Source organism: Halosimplex salinum, assembly GCF_003730195.1.
Classification (GTDB): domain Archaea; phylum Halobacteriota; class Halobacteria; order Halobacteriales; family Haloarculaceae; genus Halosimplex; species Halosimplex salinum.
Map to the genome: position 1 here is coordinate 101,771 of NZ_QWGG01000007.1, position 18,444 is coordinate 120,214.

The window sequence follows — 18,444 nt, forward strand, 5'->3', positions numbered from 1 at the left end:
TGGTGATAGCCCGTGAGTGACGCGGCGCGACACCCGCGGATGCTGGACCTGCCGAGAGACGATGCCGGACTCGCGACGACGAGGGTCGCGCTCCGCCGACTGCAGGAACTCCTCCCGGAGTTTCTCGTGGACCTCGTGACCGAGGCCGACGCCGACGGACTGGTGGTCCCGCTCGACGGCGGAGTCGACACGGCGACGGCGGCGGCGCTGGCGGTCGACGCGGTCGGTGCCGCGGACGTGACCGGCCTCGTCATGCCCGCTGGGCTGGCCGACGAGGCGACGGCGAGCACGGCCGAGGCAGTCGCGGAGATGCTCGACATCGAGCACCGGCGCCTCCAGCTCCGGCCGGTCCTCGCGGCGTTCCAGGAGATGGTCGGTGAGTCCGGCGGGCCGGCGGACGACATCGTCGCGACGGACAACGCGGTCGCACGGTTCCGGACGGCGACGGCGTACTACGTCGCCAACCGACGGAACGCGCTCGTTGTCGGGCCGGTGAATCGCACCGACCGCCTGCTGGGGTCGGCGACGAAGTACGGCGAGACGGGCGTGGACTGCTTCCTGTTCGGCGACTGCTATCGGACGGAGGTGCGCGCGCTCGCCGAGGCGATGGACCTGCCGGTCGAGATGCTCGACGGCGGGCCGCGAAGGGGTCACCACGAGCCGACCGACGCGGAGCGACTCGGCGTCGACGCCGAGACGGTCGACCGGGCGCTGCGACTGCACGTCGACGAGGGCCGCGACGTGACGGCGGTGGCGGACCGACTCGGGGTCGAGCGGGCAGTCGTCGCGCGGCTGTCCGACTGGTGTCGAGCCACCCGGCACAAGCGACACATGCCGCCCAAGCCGTCGACGAACCGCTGAGTCGGCGCCGTTCGCGGTCCGGCGGCGGCCGTTCGCGGTTCGGTGGCGGCCGCTCGTGGTCCGGCGGCGGCGGCCACCTGCGGTTTTCCCGGCGGTACCGATAAGAGTCGCACCTCCCTAGGCAGCGTGTGGATCCGTCACGTGTGAGTCCGCGGACGGTCGCGCTCGCGGTCCTCTGTGTCGCGGTGATCGCGTTCGCGGCGGCGACGCTGGACTCGACGACGAACCCCGACGCGTCGTTCGGGGCGGGCTACGCGGGGGTGGACGAGGACCCGGGCGGCGAGCGGACGCCGACGGCGGAGCCCTCCGGCGACAGCCCGGGCGACTCGAACTCGCCGCTCGACCTCGACACGAGCGAGGGCGCGCCCATCCAGCTGTGCCAGCCGTGGCTCAAACAGCCGCTGGTGCAGACCCTGCTGGTGTTCGGCCTCGTCGGCATCTTCGCGGCGGGCCGCTGGCTCGACGACGCGGCGACCGGGCTGGCGGGCGTGTTCGTCGTCGGCTACCCCGGTTTCTTCCTGTATCTGCTCTTCACCTCCTGTCGGACCGGCGACGCGGGATTGGTCGACCTCTCGGACGCCGGTCGCCCCGCCGCACAGGGGGGTGGACTGCTGGGCGGTGAGACGACCGTCGCGCCGCCGACGCTGTCGACGACGCTCCTCCTCGTGCTGGTCGTCGCGACGCTCGTCGCCGTCGCGGCGCTCGTGTTGACCGGGAACCACGACCAGCGCGACGACCGGGAGGTCGGTGGCGAGGACGACGAGCCCGACCCGGAACCGGCGACGGACGTGCGAGCGGTCGGTGCGGCGGCCGGTCGAGCCGCGGACCGCATCGAGGCGGCCGGCGGCTTCGAGAACGAGGTGTACCGCGCGTGGGCGTCGATGACCGACCACCTCGCGGTCGACCACCCCGAGTCGAGCACGCCGGCGGAGTTCGCGGCCGCGGCGACTGACGCGGGCATGGATCCGGTGGACGTGACCCGGCTCACCGACCTCTTCGAGGACGTGCGCTACGGCGGGAAGGAGCCGACGCCCGAGCGCGAGGACGCGGCCGTCGAGACGCTCCGGCGCATCGAATCGGCGTACGCCGACGCCGAAACCGACGCCGATACCGACGAGAAGGGGTCGGGTGGGGAGCCGTGAGCCGGAGCCTCACCGCGATCCTCGGGGCGGTGCTTGGCGTCGTCGGCCTGGCGGCCGTCGCCGTGCCGGGCATCGCGGCGCCGCTCCCGACTGGCGACGCGTTCCTCGCCCTCGTCGGTGGAGTGCTCCTGCTGGGGGCGGTCGGGCAGATCCAGCGGCGGCGTCGCACGGAGCCCGAGTACGCCGAGACGCCGGACGCGGAACTGGCGGTCGACCTGCCGACGCCGGGCGACGACCTCGACCGGCGACTGAACCGGTTGGCGCTGACCCGGTTCAGCGAGGCCGAGCGCCACCGTCTGCGCGACGAGATCGGCGACGTGGCGGCGACGACGATCCAGCGCCGCGAGCGGTGTGACGAGGCCGAGGCCGAGCGAGCGCTCCGGGAGGGGACCTGGACGGACGACCCGTTCGCGGCCGCCTTCTTCACCGGGCTCGCGCCGGAGGCGAACACGACCGACCGCATGCGCGAACTGCTCCACAGCGAGCCGCCGTTCAAGCGACGCGCGGTCCGCGCTATCGACGCCGTCGAGGGACTCCTGGAGGACGACGATGACTGAGGGACCGACGGAGCGACCCGACGGCGGGGCGGCGGTCGACCCCGACGGCGTCGTCGACGACGCGGTGCCCGAGGAGTCGGACGTGGCGGACTCGACCGATGGGAACCCCGGAGATGCGCAAGCCGACGGGGCGGTGTCCGGTAGCGCCGTCCTCGACGACGCACGGAGACAGTCTGCCGATGCTAACGCCGATGTCGAGGACGGCGGATCGACTCCCGATCGACACGGAGAGACGGCCGCGGGGGACTCGGCGGCACCGACGGAGTCGGGACCGGTGGCGGCGACGATACGGTCGTCGACGCTGCGGTCGACGAACCACTGGGTCGGGTTCGCGGCGCTATCCTTCCTGTCGGCGGGGGCCGGCGTCGTGGTCCGCTCGCGCGCGCTCTTGCTGGCGGCGGTCGTCGGCGTCGGTTACCTCGCGTACGCGAACGCGACGGAGGCGCCGGAGCCCGCGCTCGCGGTCGAGCGCCGGCTGTCGACCGACGATCCGGAGCCCGGCGACACTGTCGACGTGACGGTCGTGGTCGAGAACGTCGGCGAGTCGGTCCTGCCGGACCTGCGTGTCGTCGAACAGGTGCCCGAGGCGCTGGCGGTCACGGACGGCCCGGCGCGGGCGGCGACCGCGCTCCGCCCCGGCGCGCGGATGACCTTCTCGTACACGGTGCTGGCCCGGCGGGGCGCGTACCGCTTCGACGGGCTGACCGTCCTCGCGCGCAACGCCAGCGGCAGCCGCGAGCGCGAACTCGACGTGGCGACCGAGCCCGCGTCGATCACCTGCTTAGCGCCCGTGGACGCGACGGCGACGGTCCCGCTCCGCGGGCTCACGTCGCCGTACACGGGACGGGTCTCGACGGATTCCTCGGGAGAGGGGACGGAGTTCGCCTCGCTCCGCGAGTACCAGCACGGCGACTCGCTGAGCCGCATCGACTGGAACTCGTACGCTCGCGACGGGCAACTGGCGACCATGGAGTTCCGCGAGGAGCGGATGGCGACGGTCGTGGTCGTCCTCGACCTGCGTCGGCCGGCGTACCTCCGGGCGGGCGACGACGGCCTCCACGCCGTCGACCGCGGTATCGACGCGACCCGCCGGATCTTCAACTCGCTGCTCGACACGGGCGACCGCGTGGGCCTCGCCGCGCTCGCACCGGAGACGGTCTGGCTGGCGCCGGGCGCCGGGGCGACCCACCAAGCTCGCGCCCGGGACCTGCTCTCGACGAATCCGGCGCTGTCGCCGACGCCGCCGGACGGACGGGTGTACGTTCGAACGGAGCTCCGACGGCTCCAGAAACGCCTCGACGACGACGCGCAGGTCGTCTTCGTCTCGCCGATGCCCGACCGGACCAGCGCGCTCGTCGCTCGCTCCCTCCACGTGCGGGGCCACCCGGTCACCGTCGTCAGCCCGGACCCGACCCTGCGGGACACGCCCGGGCGGACGCTCGCGGCGATCGAACGGTCGAACCGCCTGAACGACCTGCGCGGGAGCAACGTTCGCGTGGTCGACTGGAGCGCGGACGAGCGACTGGCCGAGGCGCTCGAACGCGCGCGCAGGCGGTGGTCGACGTGACCGACCGCACCGACGCCGACGGGCGGTGGTCGCGGTGAGCGGCACCGAGATCACCCGTCGGCCCGGTCGCCACTCGCTCGTCGTCTCCGGCGTGGCCGGCGCGACGGCCGCGGCGGCGAGCCTCTCTGGCGGGATCACCGGCGCGGCCGTCACCGCGCTCGGTGTGGTCGTCCTGCTCTCGGGCGTCCGGTCGGCGCGCCACGGTCTCGTCGACGCCGGCGGCCTGATCGCATTCCTCGGCGTGGTCCTCGCCGCGCTGGGCGAGGCACCCCCTCCGGCCGTCCTCGTCGGGACGGCCGCGTCGGTCGTCGCGTGGGACGCCGGGGGGAACGCCGTCTCGCTGGGCCGCCAGCTCGGCGCCGAGGCCGACACCGTCCGCGCCGAGAACCTCCACGCTATAGCCGGCGCGCTGGTCGGACTGGTCACGGCGTTCTTCGGGCTCGTCGTCTTCGAGGTCGGCCCCACTCGCCAGCCCGTCACGACGGTGTTCGTCCTGCTGGTCGCGGCGAGTCTGTTGCTGGTCGCGCTGAACCGGTGAGGAACCTGTCGCGGTCGTGACTGCACGCCACTGACCGCCTCGAGATCTCCGAATCAGATCTAGCTATGGCCCAAAGCTGATGGTGATCGAAATCATCCGATCAAACAGTGGTGATTACATGAGTGCGACAGACGGATCGGACGACGAGGAGTACGGAGAGGCGGAGATCAATCATCGAGGGCGGTTGACGATTCCGAAGGAACTCAGGGACGAGCTTCAGCTCGAGGCAGGCACGACGTTCACGGTGGTTCGAGACGGGAGCGACATTCGGCTCGTCCGCCAGCTTCCCGAACTGGAGACGCTCTCGTCGGGGAAGTCACGGGACGAGTGGGGCGACGAAGCGTTCCGCGACGCGGGTGAAGGGACGTTCGGAGGGCGATAGATGCGCGTGTTACCGGATCTGAACGCGCTCTCTATCCAACTGATCGACGACCACCCGGGACACCAGTACGTCGCCGAACAGTTAGTGCCGGCTCTCCGGGGAGAGCAGACACTCCTGATGTTCGGATACCTGCCGCTTCGCGTTCAGTGGGTGCTCGAGGACCTCGATTTCGAGACGGTCGAAGCGAGAAACGCGGTGAGTTCGCTGCTTCAGTACCCGATGGAGTCCCTCGATGTGACGCCGGAGACAGTCCTGCACGCCTACGAGATCAGTGCGGAGAAAAATCACGACGTGTACGACTGTTTCTACGTCGCGTTAGCGCGCGAAGCAGACGCGGATAGACTCCTGACGACTGACCGGGACTTCGCGGACCTCTGCGCGGACGAACCGTTCGAGTACTCGAACCCTGTCCCCGAGGCGGTACTCTCCGAGTTTCACACCGTATCGACCTGAGTACGGCAGATATGGCCACGAAATCGACCCGACTCGCCAGCCCGTCACGACGGTGTTCGTCCTGCTGGTCGCCGCGAGTCTGTTGCTGGTCGCGCTGAACCGGTGAGGCGGTACGCGGTCGCGACCGGCGGTGTTTTTTCGATGCGCCGTCGACTGTCCGCCATGGAACGGTTCCAGAACACCCGCCAGCCGGACTGGGGCTGGTGGGGACGACTGTGGCCGGCGCCGGGTGAGACGCTCCGCGAACTCGGCGTCGAACCGGGCGAGACGCTCGCCGAGATCGGATGCGGGAACGGCTACTTCGCGCTCCCGGCCGCCCGGATCGTCGAGCCCGCGCCGGTCTACGCGCTGGACATCGACGAGGCGCTGCTGGAGGAGTTCACGGAACTCGCCGACCAGCAGGGGATCGAGAACGTCACCGCCGTCGACGGCGACGCCCGGCAGCTATCGGAGTTGCTCCCCGAACCGGTCGACGTCGTCCTGATGGCCAACACGTTCCACGGCATCGACGAGACGGGGCCGTTCGTCCGCCAGGCGTTCGAGTCGCTCCGGCCCGGCGGTCGATTCGTCGTCGTCAACTGGGCGGACGCGCCCCGGGAGACGACGCGGATCGGCGGCGACCCGCGCGGCCCGCCGACCGAATTGCGGCTGTCTCCCGAGGAGACTACGGAGGCGGTGCTCGACGCGGCAGCGTTCTCCGTACAAGCGGTCGTCGACCTTCCGCCGTACCACTACGGGGTCGTGTTCGAGCGAGACGGACGTCCCGACTCGGATCAGTAGTCAGCGCCGGCCCGCGGCCCGGACCGGGACGCCGCTCAGAGCTCGCCCTCTCGCTTCATCGACCGGAGTTCGCTGACACGCTGGACGATCTCGTCGAGTTCGCCGTCCTCGCGCTTATCGTCGACGTGGCCGTACATCAGGCCCATCCGGTGGTTGCTCCGTAACTCGTCCTCGTTGCGGGCGAGGAACTCCCAGTACAGCGCGTTGAACGGGCAGGCGCCCTTCCCGGTCGAGCGGTCGGGGTCGTAGGCGCAGTCGCCGCAGTAGTCGCTCATCCGGTCGAGATAGTTCGCCGAGGAGACGTAGGGTTTCGTCGCGAAGGCGCCGTGGCCGAACGACCCCATCTCGACGACGTTGGGCGTCGTCACCCAGTGGTAGGCGTCGACGTAGGCGGCGTGGAACCACTCGTTCAGTTCCGCCGGGTCGACGCCCCACAGCGTCGCGAAGTTGGAGAGCACCATCAGCCGCTGGACGTGGTGGGCGTAGCCACGCTCGGCCACGTCGTCGACGGTGCTGGCGACGCAGTGCATGTCGGTCTCGCCCGTCCAGTAGAACTCGGGGAGGTCGCGCTCGGCGCCCAGCTGACTGGCCGCGGCGAGGTCGGGCATCGTGTGGCGATACACGTGGCGCACGAACTCCCGCCAGCCGAGTATCTGGCGGACGGCGCCCTCCGCGGACTCGAGCGGGACGTCGTCGCGGCGCTCGTACGCCGATTCGATAGCGCTGACCGCCTCCCAGGGGTGGAGCAGGCCGAGGTTGAGCGCCGGCGAGAGCAGCGCGTGGGCCATCGCGGGGTCGTCGGCGCGCATCGCGTCCTGGTAGGGGCCGAATGCGGGCAACCGCTCGGTGACGAAGTGGTCGAGCGCGGCGAGCGCCTCCTCGCGGGTGACCGGCCAGGCGAACTCGTCGGCCGACCCCCACGTGTCGAACTCGTCGGCCACCCAGTCGCTCACGTCGGCGGTCACCTCGTCGACGCCGGGGTCGTACACCGGCGGTGACTCCCAGTCGTCGGGCGGGAACTCCCGGTTGGCGTCGTCGAGGTTCCACTCGCCGCCGACCGGCGCGCCGTCCGGGCCGACGAGGACGCCGCTCTCGCGGCGCATCCACCGGTAGAACGACTCGTGGCGGAAGGAGTCGCGCCCGTCGTTGGCCCACTCGTCGAACGCGGCGCGGGTGGAGCAGAACAGTTCGTTGTCGACGAGTTCGAGGGCGCCGCCGGCGTCGTCGACGAGTTCGCGAAAGCGGTCGCCGCTCCGGTGGCTGGGCGAGCGCATCGCGACGAGGGTGTCCTCGGGATGGCGCTCGACGTACGTCACGAGGCCGTCGCCGAAGCTGTCGGCCTTGACGTACTCGACGTCGTAGCCGGCCGCTCGGAGCGCGTCGCGGGCGTGTCGCATCGCGCTGAAGACGAGCGTGAGCTTCTGGTGGTGGTAGGGCTTGCGCCGTGCGAAGTCGTGCGCTTCGATCATGCAGACGCGCGAGCCCTCCGGGGCGCGTCCGAGGGGGCCCGCATCGGGGTGGAGGTGGGTTCCGAGCACCCACGGGACGCGGTGGGGGCCGTCCAGTTCGTAGTCGTCGACGGTGCCGACGACCGGGTGTGGCTGTGTCATTTGAGAGGCGAGGCCGTTGCTACGTTGTTAGTGACTCAGACCATAGAAGCCGTACCCACACAGTTCGATGTCACGTCGCCTCGACAGCGCGCGCAGGAGAACGGGGCTACGACTCGATCACTGTCTCGAACGTGTCGTTCCCGCACTCACAGCGCCCGTCGGTGCCGATCGGACGGAGGTCCCCGTTCTCTCGCTGGGCGGTGTACACGTCGCCGCAGTCCGCGCACTGTCCGAGCGTCTCGGGTTCGCCGCCCCCGGAGACTCCGTCGCGACCCGTCGAGTGTTTCCCCACCTGTCCGTGTACCGGGTGACGATGGATTAGTGTACTTACAGGGTTCGTATCAGGTGCTGGCCCGACACCGGTCGCTCCCGGCGCGAGGCTGTCCCGTGGCCGCTGCTCTCGGGAACTCGTCGGGGGCCGGATCCGGCCCCTTCCGCGAAGTCCGACAGAACTACTCTACGATCTGGATGGTGTTGCCGTTCGACGTGACGTGGAGGTCGTCGCCCAGCGTGTACCCCTGACTCGTCGCGAGGTCGACGTACCCGGAGAAGCCGGCCATGTCCTGGTGGGCCGGGATGACGTTCTCCGGCCGGAGCGCGTCGAGCATCTCGTAGTGGCCCTCGCGGCGGAGGTGGCCCGACACGTGGACGTCGTCGTAGATGCGCGCGCCCTGCATGCGGAGGAGCGTCTCGCTCTGGTAGCGCTGGCCCTCGTTGGTCGGCTCCGGGATCACTCGGGCCGAGAAGATGACCTTGTCACCGTTTTCCAGCTCGTAGGGCGTCTCGCCGCGGCCCATGCGGGTGAGCATGGCACGGGGTTCGCCCTGGTGGCCCGTCACGACGGGGAGGAAGTTCTCCTTGCCCTCGTTCATGATGCGCTCGAACGCGCGGTCGACGGACTTGCGGTGGCCGTACATCCCCAGGTCGTCCGGGAAGTCCACGGCGCCGATGCGCTCGGCCGTCCCGGAGTACTTCTCCATCGAGCGGCCGAGGAGGACGGGTTCGCGGCCGATGTCCTCGGCGAACTCGACGAGCGATTTCACGCGGGCGATGTGGGAACTGAAGGTCGTGGCGACGATGCCGCCGTCGTAATCCTCCAGACTGTGCATCACGTCTCTCAGGTGATTGCGCGCGACGGACTCGCTCGGCGTGCGGCCCTTCTTGTTCGCGTTCGTGCAGTCCTCGATGTAACAGAGAACGCCTTCCTCGCCGAGTTCGCGGAACCGGTCCATGTCGATGGGGTCGCCGAGCACGGGCGTGTGGTCCATCCGCTTGTCGAGGCCGTAGACGACGGCGCCCTCGGGCGTGTGCAGGACCGGGTTGATCGCGTCGATGATCGAGTGAGTGACGTTGACGAACTCGAGTTCGGTCTCCTCGCCGATGCTCATCGTCTCGCCGGGTTTCATCTCGACGAGGTCGTTGCCGACCTCGAACTTGGACTCGTCCTGGATCTCCTCTTTGACGAGTTCGAGCGTGAACGGCGAGGCGACGATGGGTGCGTCGTAGCGGTGGGCCAGTTTGGAGATGGCGCCGATGTGGTCGAGGTGACCGTGCGTCGGCACGATGGCTTTCACGTCGCCTTCCAGGTCGGACATGACGCGGTCGTCGGGGATCGCGCCCATGTCGATCAGGTCCAGACTGTGCATCCGCTCGGTCTGGACGTCGTCGTGGATCAGTACCTTCGAGAGGTTCAGGCCCATGTCGAAGACGACGATGTCGTCTCCGGCACGGACCGCAGTCATCTGTCGTCCGACTTCCTCGTAGCCGCCGATAGTCGCAATTTCGATTTCCATGAGTGGGTCCGATCAGAGTGATCCCAGGACCCGTCGCAGAGGCCGCCGATGAAGGAGAGCAGCGCGCGGAGAGCGTTCGACGGTCGAGCGATAGCGAAATCGTGGCGACGGACCGGTCGGGCCGCGCGAGTACTCGGGGATGACGCGTGTTTCGGTTGTGATCCACTCCGCGCTCACGACGTAAATACTCGAGGAACCGAGTTTTTCCGAGCGCTCCGTCGGATCGGCCGGTCGGTCCCCCAGCGCGCCGACCGGGCCGGAGACGGCTCACTCGAGTCGGCCGCTTCGGTCGTGTGTGAACACGTTCCCGACGTGGTTCATCTCGATCCGGTGTTCGTACTCGTCGGAGTAGGTGTGGGTCCTGAACTCGACGACCCAGGAGCCGTCCGTCTGTCGCACGTCGGTCACGTCACCCCACTGCCCGACACACTCCTCGTCCGCGTACTCCTTCGCCAGTTCCACCGCTGTTTCGCGGTCCCGGACTTCCCCCTTCATGGTCGGTACTTCGGTCCGAGCGTCAATAGGTGTACGCCAGCGTCACGGCGGCGGTCGCGTCACCCGGGGACAGACGCGAGCCCCCTCCGTCGGGTCACGCTCGGCGGCCCCGAATCGCCGAAGCCACGACTGTCCGTCTCTGTCGTCCGAAAAATGGAAGCACTGCAACAGTCCCAGTCGCGCCGGACGCTTACTCCTCGTCGGGGTCGTCTTTGATGTCTTCGAGCCGGCCGACGAGGTCGTCCGTGGAGGCGTTCGCCTCGAAGGAGACCTTCCCATCGTGACTGTTCTCACGAGCGTTCACGTCCATGTTCTCGTCGTCCTCTGTGTCGATCTCCTGGTCCTGCTGTTCGGATTCATCGTAGCTTCCAAAACCCATATCAAATACTTCTCATTCCTGTATTAAAGGCTGCCGGTGTAGCTATCAGACGGGAGAACGGCGGCCTCGCGTCGGCGAGAACGCCCCTCCGCGTTCACTGCTCCGAACTCGAGACACCGGCGAAGCGGCCCGTTGCCGGCCGATACTCGAGGTCGAGTCGCCCGTCGGCGTCCGGCGTGACCCAGAGCACGCCGTCGACCTGTTCGGTCAGCGCCGTCGTCGTCGCCTCGTCGTGTGCGGTGTAGTCGACGCCGACGAGTGTGAGGCCGTCGTCCGTTCGGATGCCCGAGATCTGTCGGAGCACCGTACAGACCTGCTCGGTCGAGATGCTGTCGAGAACCGGCGTGAGCGACCCCACGAGGAGGTGGCGTGCTCCGTCGGCCGGCGGGCGGTCCCCGGACAGTTCGGCGAGGGCCACGACCAGTCGCTCCAGGTCGCTGGGGGAGGGCGTGAAGACGACGGGCACCTCACCGTAGCGAGACGCGACCGACTGCCCCGTCGACACCGTGTCGACCACGCCGAGCGGGGGGCGCTCCCCGTCACCGTACACGCGGTCGACGGCCTCGACGAACTCGTCGGCGCTTTCGGTCGTCGTGACGGCGAGTATCGTATCGTCGGCGTCGCCGAGCCGGGCGAGGATCCGGAGGGCGATATCGTGTCGCGGGGGGTGGCCCGTGCTCGCGACGAGGACCGTCGAGCCGGTCGCGAGCCCCTGTGGCAGGGCGTCGATGTGCTCCGGCTCTCGACCGGCGCTCCGGTCGGGGTTCTCGGTCACCGTTCGGCCGTCCGGCGTCGGCGAGCGTCGGTCGACTGCCTCGCCAGTTGGCGCACGGTCTGGTTCGGGTAGTAGCGGGCGCCGCAGTCGAGACACTCGGCGACGCGGACGCTACCGCGCCCGTCGACGGGGAGGTCCGCCGTGAAGGCGATGCGTTCGACGACCTGTGCGCCACACTCCGAGCAGGGGAGGTCTGTTTCTTTCATGGGTGGAGACGTGCGCTCGGCCCCGTCCGGGAAACCCACGGTTCCGCGAGGGGCGTCCATCCGGCACGGCGCATCTCAGAGCAGTGCCCGGGGACGCCCCACAGCGGTGGCGAACCGATGGGCTAGCGAAGAAAGGACGGGACGAAAGCCGCAGTACGAGTTGACGTACCGGCCTCCGAGATAAATAGGTTTCGCTCGATCCGTCAGTCGTCGTCGGATTCAGTCCCGGTTCGAGGACGAAGCGCCGGGCCCGGGCGATTCAGTCGAACCGGAACGTCTCGAGATTCTTCGGGGCGTGGGTTCGGACGTTGAGGTCCTGGTAGAGGGCCGAGGACAGCTGGTCCGTCGCGGACTCGTCGCCGTGGACACAGAGTATCTTCTCCGGCCGCGGACTCATCGTTCGGACGAAGCTCTCGAGGCCGTTGCGGTCGGCGTGGCCGGAGAACCCGCTCACCGACTGGACGCCGAGGCGGAGCGTCAACTGCTCGCTCCGGGTGCCGCGGTCGCTGAAGGGGACTTCGCGTCGGCCGCTCTGGATCCGTCGGCCGAGCGTGCCCTGTGCCTGGTAGCCGACGAACAGGAGCAGGTTCTCCGGGTCGCCGCCGAGAAGCTGCAGCCACGACATGATCGGGCCGCCGGTCACCATCCCGGAGGTCGAGAGGATGACGCAGGGCTCGTCGTCGGCGATGTCCTCGCGCATCTCCTGGCCGCCGTCGACCTGCTGGAACTGGTCGGCGAGGAACGGGTTCTCGTCCTCGTGGAGGATCCGCTGGCGGAGCCCGTCGCGGAGGAACTCGGGATAGGCGGTGTGGATGGCCGTCGCCTCGCGGATCATGCCGTCGAGGTAGATGGGCATCGTCGGGATGCGCCCCTCGCGCATCGCCTCCTCCAGCACGAGCATCAGTTCCTGCGAGCGCCCGACGGCGAAGGCGGGGATGACGACTTTCCCGTCGTTCTCGTAGGTCTGGTTGACCAGCTGGGTGAGCTTGCGTTCGCTGTCCTCCTGGTCGGTCTGGTGGTCGTCGCGTTTCCCGTACGTGGACTCCATGACGAGCGTCTCCGCCCGCGGGAAGTCGTTCGACGCACCGTTGAACAGGCGGGTGTCCGTGTAGTGGATGTCGCCCGAGAAGACGATGTTGTGGAAGCCGTTCCCGACGTGGAAGTGCGCGACCGCGCTCCCGAGGATGTGGCCGGCGTTGTGCATCGTGAGCTTGATGTCCGGCGCGATGTCGGTCACGTCGCCGTAGTCGACCGCGATGGTTCGCTTGAGCTCCTCGCGGATCATCTCGGACTCGTAGGGCGGCGACCGGCCCTCCTTGGCGGCGACGTCGAGGTAGTCGAGCTGGAGGAGGCCCATCAGGTCGCGGGTCGGTTCGGTCGTGTAGATGGGGCCGTCGTAGCCGTACTTGAACAGGAGCGGGAGGAGCGCCGAGTGGTCGAGGTGGGCGTGCGTGAGCACGACCGCGTCGATGTCGGGGATCGGGTTGGCCTCCGGCGCCTGGAGGTAGGGGACCTCCCCCTCGGCGCCCGGCTTGTCGCCGCAGTCGACGAGGATGCGCGTCTCGGGCGTCGAGAGGATGAACGAGGCGCGGCCGACCTCGCGACAGCAGCCCAGCGTCGTGACGCGGACCCACTCCGTCTCTTCGGTCTGTTCGCGGTGGATCCGTTCGCCGACGCCCTCGAGGAACTCCCGCCGCTCGTCGCGTTCCTGGATGAGGTAGTTCCGCACGTTGTCGACCGTCGAGGACTCCATCGGCGGGGTCCGAAGCACCTCGGCCGTCCAGCCGACCGTCTGCTGGATGTCTCGGAGGGTGCCGCCGCGGTTGCCGACGACGAGCCCCGGCTTCTCGGCCTCGATCACGACCTCGCCGGTCGTCGGATAGAACCGGAGGGTCGTGATCCCGGCGTCTTCGGGGATCAGGTCCCGGATCTGGGCCTCGGCGTCGCGTTCGGGCACCTGCGTGCCCGCCGCGGGACGGACCGTGATCCGTTTTCGGACGGAACTGGCGAGTTGCGGGATCAGTCCGTCCTGTTCGGCGAACTTCTGTGGCGTTTCGGTGTAGATGACGAGTTCCGGGCCCTCGAACGTGACTCGCGATATCGATAGTTCGTCGGGGACCTCCGCCTCTACCGTCTCCTGCATCTTCTCGAGCGGGTTCGTGCTGTCGTCTGTACTCATTCGTATGGGTTCCGGTGTGAACGTGGTTCGGTCGTCGACCTGTCGTCCGCTGGATCGCGTCTGCCCAGGTGACTCCACCGCGACTGCCCGTTCGAACGTGCGGGCACGTGGCGCTTTCTCGGCCGCTCTCGTCGAGGGTTCGGACCTTGACGGAGTGGAAAATCCGAGTTCGGGACCTGGATCCGCACCGACGGACGGACGAATCCGTTCACTGAGTCGTTGTCGAGTGTGGGTATAAGCCTTTTCCGACGGCTCCGACGGACCGCGGCGAGCGACCCCCGGCTCCGGCCCGTCCAGTTCCGGGACCACAACCGCTAAGCGACACGACCGAGAACCGGGGAACGTACTACCCGTCTCCGGTCGGGAGACTGCTCGACACTCCGAGTAGCCGCGCCCGATGATGCCAGCCGGCTGAGGGCGCGTATCGCCGCCGACCGGGCCCGTGTAGCGCTACACGGGCCCGGTCGGCCCCACGCCTGCCATACGTGGGACCGACCGGAGGTCGCGTCCGGTGACGCGGGCGGACCTCGACCTGCTTTCGCTCGCCGCCAGTCCGACGCGAGCGTCGGCTCTCGCCAGCGTCGGCTCTCGCCAGCGTCGACTCTCGCCAGCGTCGACTCTCGCCAGCGTCGGCTCTCGTCAGCGTCCGCCCGGCGGTCAGCCGCGCTCGTCTCGCCGCGCCGGCGGACGGACGCCGTCGAAGTCGCGGGGGTCGAACTCCTCGTGGGCGAGGAACGCCTCGGCGCGCTCGCGGAACTCGTCGCTGTCCCACACGCGCGCGTTCAACTCGCGGGCCATCTCCTGCCCGAGCAGGCCGAAGTTCGTCCACGGCTTCAGGATAGCCTTGATAGTCCGGTAGGCCTGCGGGCTCTTCTCGTCGACGATGGTCTGTACGAGGTCGACGGCCCGCGACTCGCCGTCGCCCTCGGGGACGACGCGGCTGACGAGGCCCATCGCCCGCGCTTCCTCGGCGTCTATCATCCGGCCGGTCAGCAGGAGGTCCTTCGCGCGCTTCTCGCCGACGATGAGCGGGAGCAACTGGACCCCGCCGCCCGCCGCGGTCGCGCCGACGCCGGCCTCGGGCTGGGTGAACCGGGCGGTCTCCTCGGCGACTATCAGGTCACACGCCGACGCCAGTTCGTTCCCGCCGGCGGCGCAGGTGCCGTGAACGCCGGCGACGACCGGCTTTCCGGTCTCCCGCAACAGGTCGAGCGCCTCGAAGTACGCGGTCATGAACCGCGTCCCGTCCTCGAAGGTGAGCTCTTTCAGGTAGTGCAGGTCCGCGCCCGCGCAGAACATCTCGCCGGCCGCGCTCACGACGATCCCCTGCACGTCGTCGTCACGGTCGGCGGCGACGACCGCCTCGGAGAACTCGAGGATCATCTGGAGGTCGATCGTGTTGTTCCGGTCGGGGGCGTCGAGTCGCACGATCGCGATACGGTCGTCTTCGGCGCGTTCGGCGGTGATACTCTCGTATGCTGCCATGAGTTAGCATACCGCTCCAGCGGGCAAAGTTCCACTGGGGAACCCGGTCCGAGTGCCTACCCGTTCGCGGTCGCCGTCCCCGGAGGATCGGTCTCGGTCGGTGAGTCTGTCGCGGTGACGACCTCGGACCTGGGGACGCAGAACGCCTCGGGCCGTTCGACGGTGACCGTCCCGACTTCGGGGACGGAGAGGGTCTCGACGTCGGTGGTGTTGACGACTTCGTCCACGTCGTCGGAGCGGACGGTGCGGACGTGGCGGACGTGGCGGACGACGCCACGTCGGTCGACGAGGACGGTGGAGTTGATAGAGAGGGCCTCGCCCGCGCCCACGAGAATCTCGGCGTCGAGGTCGTCGCGGAAGACGCGCACTTCGGTGCCGTTCCAGGTCCGGGTGTCGACCCGCGTGTAGTTGTACGGTCCGACGCGCTCTGCCAGCCAGTCTCGGCCGGTGAGGTCGTTCAGGTACTGCTCGCGGGTCGCGGCGTCGCCCGGGTAGGGCTGTTCGGTGACGCTTACGCCGGCGCCGGTCTGGTGGAGGTGGTAGACGGTCCCGGCGACGGCGAACATCTGGACGGACTCGAAGCCGAGCGTGACGCCCTCGTAGGTGAACGCGGTCGCGCCCGGCATCGACTCGACGCGAGTGCCGTCCATCCGCAGCGCGTAGCTGTAGTTGGCCAGCGCGGCGGCGTGCCGGGTGACGAGCGCCGCACCGCGTACCGTCCCGTTCTCCGTCGGAAGCGGGGCGGGCGTCGTCGGCGTCGCCGCGGGCGAACGGTCGGGCGCGGCCACCCGCGGCGCGAGACACTCGGTGGGGGTGGCCGTCGGCGTCCGGAGCGACTCGGCGGTGGGGACCTCGGCCGGCGTCAGCGTCTCCTCCGGGGCGTCCTCGCTCCCGCCCGTCGGGAAGGCGTTACACCCGCTGACGACGAGTAACAGCGCGACGGCGACGACGGTCCGTCTCACACCGGCGCTCGGGCCGCCAGAGGCAAAAATCCTCACGTCGCCGGGCCGTTCGCGAGACGTGACCCGTTCGCTGGACAGGTGTCCACGCGTCGCCACGACGGGGCACGCTTATCGGCGTTCCGACGCTGGGTCGGGTATGGACACTGACGACACCGGAGACCCCGGCGATCCCGGCGACGGCGAGCGGTCGAACCCGCCCGACTCCGCCGACGAAGCGACCACACGGGACACCCGCCTCGGCGTCGACGTCGGCGGGACGTTCACCGACGTGGCGCTCCTGGCCGACGAGCGACTCACCACCGCGAAAGTCCCGACGACCGACGACCAGAGCCGCGGCGTCGTTCGCGGGATCGAGGCCGCCTGCGAGGCCGCGGGCGTCGACCCGGCGACGATCGCCGGGTTCCGGCACGCGACGACCGCCGCCGTCAACGCGCTCCTCGAGGGGACCGGCGCGGAGACGGCGCTCGTGACGACCGAGGGGTTCGCCGACGTGATCGAGATCGGCCGGCAGGACCGGCCCGACCTCTACGACCTCTCGGCGACGAAACCCGACCCGCTCGTCCCGCGCGAGCGGCGGTTCGAACTCGACGAGCGAGCCACGACCGAGGGGATCGAGACGCCGGTCGACTCCGACGAGGTCCGGGAGATAGCCGACGCCCTCGACGGCGACTGCGAGAGCGTGGCGGTCTCGCTCCTGCACGCGTACGCCCATCCCGAGAACGAGCGGCGCGTCGCCGAGGTGCTCCGGGCGGAACTCGACGTGCCGGTGTCGGTGAGCCACGAGGTGCTCGGGGAGTTCCGCGAGTACGAGCGGACGGCGACGACGGTCGCGGACCCGTACGTCACGCCGGTTGTCGACGACTACCTCGGGCGCCTGATCGAGCGGGCGGACGACCTCGCCGTTCCGGCGCCGCAGGTCATGCAGTCGAACGGCGGCATCGCCGACGCGGCGGCGGTCCGCCGGCGCGGGGTCACGACTCTCCTCTCCGGTCCCGCCGCGGGGGTCGTCGGCGCGGCGCGCTTCGAGCGCGAGGACCACGACGGCCTCGTCACCTTCGACATGGGCGGGACCTCCTCGGACGTGAGCCTCGTCCGCGAGGGCAGCGTCGAGCGGACGACCGACGCCAGCGTCGGGGGCCATCCGGTCGGCGTGCCGATGGTCGACGTGCAGACCGTCGGTGCAGGCGGCGGGTCGATCGCCCGGGTCGACGAGGGCGGTGCGCTCCGCGTCGGTCCCGAGTCCGCGGGCGCGGACCCCGGCCCGGCCTGCTACGGGAAAGGCGGCGAGGCGCCGACCGTCACGGACGCGGCGGTCGTGCTGGGATATCTCGGCGAGGACACGACGCTGGGCGACGGGCTGGAACTCGACGCCGACCGCGCCGAGGACGTGATGGAGGCCCTCGCCGACGAGGCGGGCCTCGACACCGTCATCGACGCGGCACAGGGAGTCTACCGGGTCGCGAACGCGACGATGGCGCGCGCCATCCGCGGCGTGACCGTCGAGCGGGGCCACGACCCCCGCTCCTTCGCGCTGGCGGCCTTCGGTGGAGCCGGGCCGATGCACGCGGCGTCGCTGGCCGACGAACTCGGGATCGAGACGGTGCTCGTCCCGCCCGGCAACGGCGTCCTCTCGGCGCTGGGGCTGCTCGCGGCCGACGAGCGCCACGACGCCGCCCGAACCCGTCGCGGGTCGCTCGCCGACCTCGACGCCGACGCGGTCGAGTCGGTGTTCGACGACCTGACCGACGCGGTGCTCGACGAGGCCAGTGATCCCGACGCGGCGACGCTCGCCCGGCGCGTCGACTGTCGGTACGAGGGGCAGAGCTTCGAACTCGCCGTCGACGCGCCGGACCCGTTCGACGCCGCGACGGTCCGGGAGCGCTTCCACGCCGAACACGAGCGCGCCCGGGGCTACCGCCTCGACGACCCGGTCGACCTGGTCACCTGTCGCGTCACCGCGACCGTGCCGGGCGACCCGCCGGATCTCGCGTACAGCCCGGAGGGCGACCCGCTCCTCGGGAAGCGCGACGTGTTCTTCCCGTCGGGGTTCTACCGCGCGCCGGTGTACGACCGCGCCCGGGTGCCCGTCGACGTGAACGTGGACGGCCCGGCCGTCTTCGCCGGCGGCGAGAGCACCGTCGTCCTCCCGCCGGACTGGTCGGCTCACGCCGACGCTCACGGCACGCTCGTGCTGGAGGTGACCGAGGAGTGAGGGGGACCGGGCGAGTGAGGGGACGCCGACAGTCGAGAATCCACGTGGCGCACGCTGTCGAGGGTGCC

19 protein-coding genes are annotated in these 18,444 nt (G+C 69.8%); 9 read left to right on the plus strand and 10 right to left on the minus strand.

Going from position 1 to position 18,444, the window contains the following annotated elements; all coding sequences use genetic code 11:
- The first annotated feature begins 39 nt into the window (after positions 1–39).
- The 8 genes from nadE to D1409_RS17235 all read left to right on the plus strand — a co-directional run bounded on the left by nadE (position 40) and on the right by D1409_RS17235 (position 6,280).
- The gene (nadE, locus tag D1409_RS17200) at positions 40–861 is read left to right on the plus strand and encodes an NAD(+) synthase (RefSeq protein ID WP_123538223.1); all 822 of its coding nucleotides are present in this window, start codon (positions 40–42) and stop codon (positions 859–861) included.
- A 128-nt stretch (positions 862–989) separates the two neighbouring features.
- On the plus strand, positions 990–2,003 hold the full coding sequence (locus D1409_RS17205) for a DUF4129 domain-containing protein (RefSeq protein ID WP_206425108.1): 1,014 nt from the start codon (positions 990–992) through the stop codon (positions 2,001–2,003).
- Positions 2,000–2,560 carry a DUF7269 family protein gene (locus D1409_RS17210; RefSeq protein WP_123538224.1) on the plus strand — a complete coding sequence of 187 codons (561 nt, stop codon included), beginning with the start codon at positions 2,000–2,002 and terminating at the stop codon, positions 2,558–2,560. The genes D1409_RS17205 and D1409_RS17210 overlap by 4 nt, the downstream gene beginning before the upstream one ends.
- On the plus strand, positions 2,553–4,127 hold the full coding sequence (locus D1409_RS17215) for a DUF58 domain-containing protein (RefSeq protein ID WP_206425109.1): 1,575 nt from the start codon (positions 2,553–2,555) through the stop codon (positions 4,125–4,127). The genes D1409_RS17210 and D1409_RS17215 overlap by 8 nt, the downstream gene beginning before the upstream one ends.
- A gap of 34 nt (positions 4,128–4,161) precedes the next feature.
- Positions 4,162–4,665 carry a DUF7519 family protein gene (locus D1409_RS17220; RefSeq protein ID WP_164471753.1) on the plus strand — a complete coding sequence of 168 codons (504 nt, stop codon included), beginning with the start codon at positions 4,162–4,164 and terminating at the stop codon, positions 4,663–4,665.
- 118 nt (positions 4,666–4,783) lie between these two features.
- Positions 4,784–5,047 carry an AbrB/MazE/SpoVT family DNA-binding domain-containing protein gene (locus tag D1409_RS17225; protein WP_123538226.1) on the plus strand — a complete coding sequence of 88 codons (264 nt, stop codon included), beginning with the start codon at positions 4,784–4,786 and terminating at the stop codon, positions 5,045–5,047.
- Complete coding sequence (locus D1409_RS17230; protein WP_123538227.1) at positions 5,048–5,500, plus strand: type II toxin-antitoxin system VapC family toxin; 453 nt, start codon at positions 5,048–5,050, stop codon at positions 5,498–5,500.
- A 162-nt stretch (positions 5,501–5,662) separates the two neighbouring features.
- Entirely contained in the window at positions 5,663–6,280 is a 618-nt protein-coding gene (locus D1409_RS17235) for a class I SAM-dependent methyltransferase (RefSeq protein ID WP_123538228.1), read from the plus strand.
- A gap of 35 nt (positions 6,281–6,315) precedes the next feature.
- On the opposite strand, the gene D1409_RS17240 is transcribed toward D1409_RS17235, so the two are convergent.
- The 10 genes from D1409_RS17240 to D1409_RS17285 all read right to left on the minus strand — a co-directional run bounded on the left by D1409_RS17240 (position 6,316) and on the right by D1409_RS17285 (position 16,164).
- Positions 6,316–7,890 (minus strand): cryptochrome/photolyase family protein, encoded by a 1,575-nt coding sequence (locus D1409_RS17240; RefSeq protein ID WP_123538229.1) that lies wholly within the window; start codon positions 7,888–7,890, stop codon positions 6,316–6,318.
- A gap of 106 nt (positions 7,891–7,996) precedes the next feature.
- Complete coding sequence (locus D1409_RS17245) at positions 7,997–8,182, minus strand: hypothetical protein (protein ID WP_123538230.1); 186 nt, start codon at positions 8,180–8,182, stop codon at positions 7,997–7,999.
- A gap of 160 nt (positions 8,183–8,342) precedes the next feature.
- Positions 8,343–9,683, minus strand: a complete 1,341-nt coding sequence (locus D1409_RS17250; protein WP_123538231.1) for a ribonuclease J — start codon at positions 9,681–9,683, stop codon at positions 8,343–8,345.
- Positions 9,684–9,950: 267 nt separating this feature from the next.
- Positions 9,951–10,178, minus strand: a complete 228-nt coding sequence (locus D1409_RS17255; protein WP_123538232.1) for a hypothetical protein — start codon at positions 10,176–10,178, stop codon at positions 9,951–9,953.
- A 190-nt stretch (positions 10,179–10,368) separates the two neighbouring features.
- Positions 10,369–10,557 (minus strand): DUF5786 family protein, encoded by a 189-nt coding sequence (locus D1409_RS17260; RefSeq protein WP_123538233.1) that lies wholly within the window; start codon positions 10,555–10,557, stop codon positions 10,369–10,371.
- Between the two features lie 94 nt (positions 10,558–10,651).
- Positions 10,652–11,332: a DUF7504 family protein gene (locus D1409_RS17265; RefSeq protein ID WP_123538234.1), complete on the minus strand. Its 681-nt coding sequence runs from the start codon at positions 11,330–11,332 to the stop codon at positions 10,652–10,654.
- Entirely contained in the window at positions 11,329–11,538 is a 210-nt protein-coding gene (locus D1409_RS17270) for a hypothetical protein (protein WP_123538235.1), read from the minus strand. The genes D1409_RS17265 and D1409_RS17270 overlap by 4 nt, the downstream gene beginning before the upstream one ends.
- Before the next feature lie 259 nt (positions 11,539–11,797).
- Positions 11,798–13,717, minus strand: a complete 1,920-nt coding sequence (locus tag D1409_RS17275; RefSeq protein WP_123538236.1) for a beta-CASP ribonuclease aCPSF1 — start codon at positions 13,715–13,717, stop codon at positions 11,798–11,800.
- Between the two features lie 657 nt (positions 13,718–14,374).
- Complete coding sequence (locus D1409_RS17280) at positions 14,375–15,202, minus strand: enoyl-CoA hydratase/isomerase family protein (protein WP_123538237.1); 828 nt, start codon at positions 15,200–15,202, stop codon at positions 14,375–14,377.
- 56 nt (positions 15,203–15,258) lie between these two features.
- Entirely contained in the window at positions 15,259–16,164 is a 906-nt protein-coding gene (locus D1409_RS17285) for a hypothetical protein (RefSeq protein ID WP_123538238.1), read from the minus strand.
- A 136-nt stretch (positions 16,165–16,300) separates the two neighbouring features.
- Here D1409_RS17285 and D1409_RS17290 point away from each other — a divergent pair, with 136 nt between their 5' ends.
- A complete protein-coding gene (locus tag D1409_RS17290) occupies positions 16,301–18,376 on the plus strand; it encodes a hydantoinase/oxoprolinase family protein (protein ID WP_123538239.1) in 2,076 nt (691 codons plus the stop codon).
- The last annotated feature ends 68 nt before the right edge of the window (positions 18,377–18,444 follow it).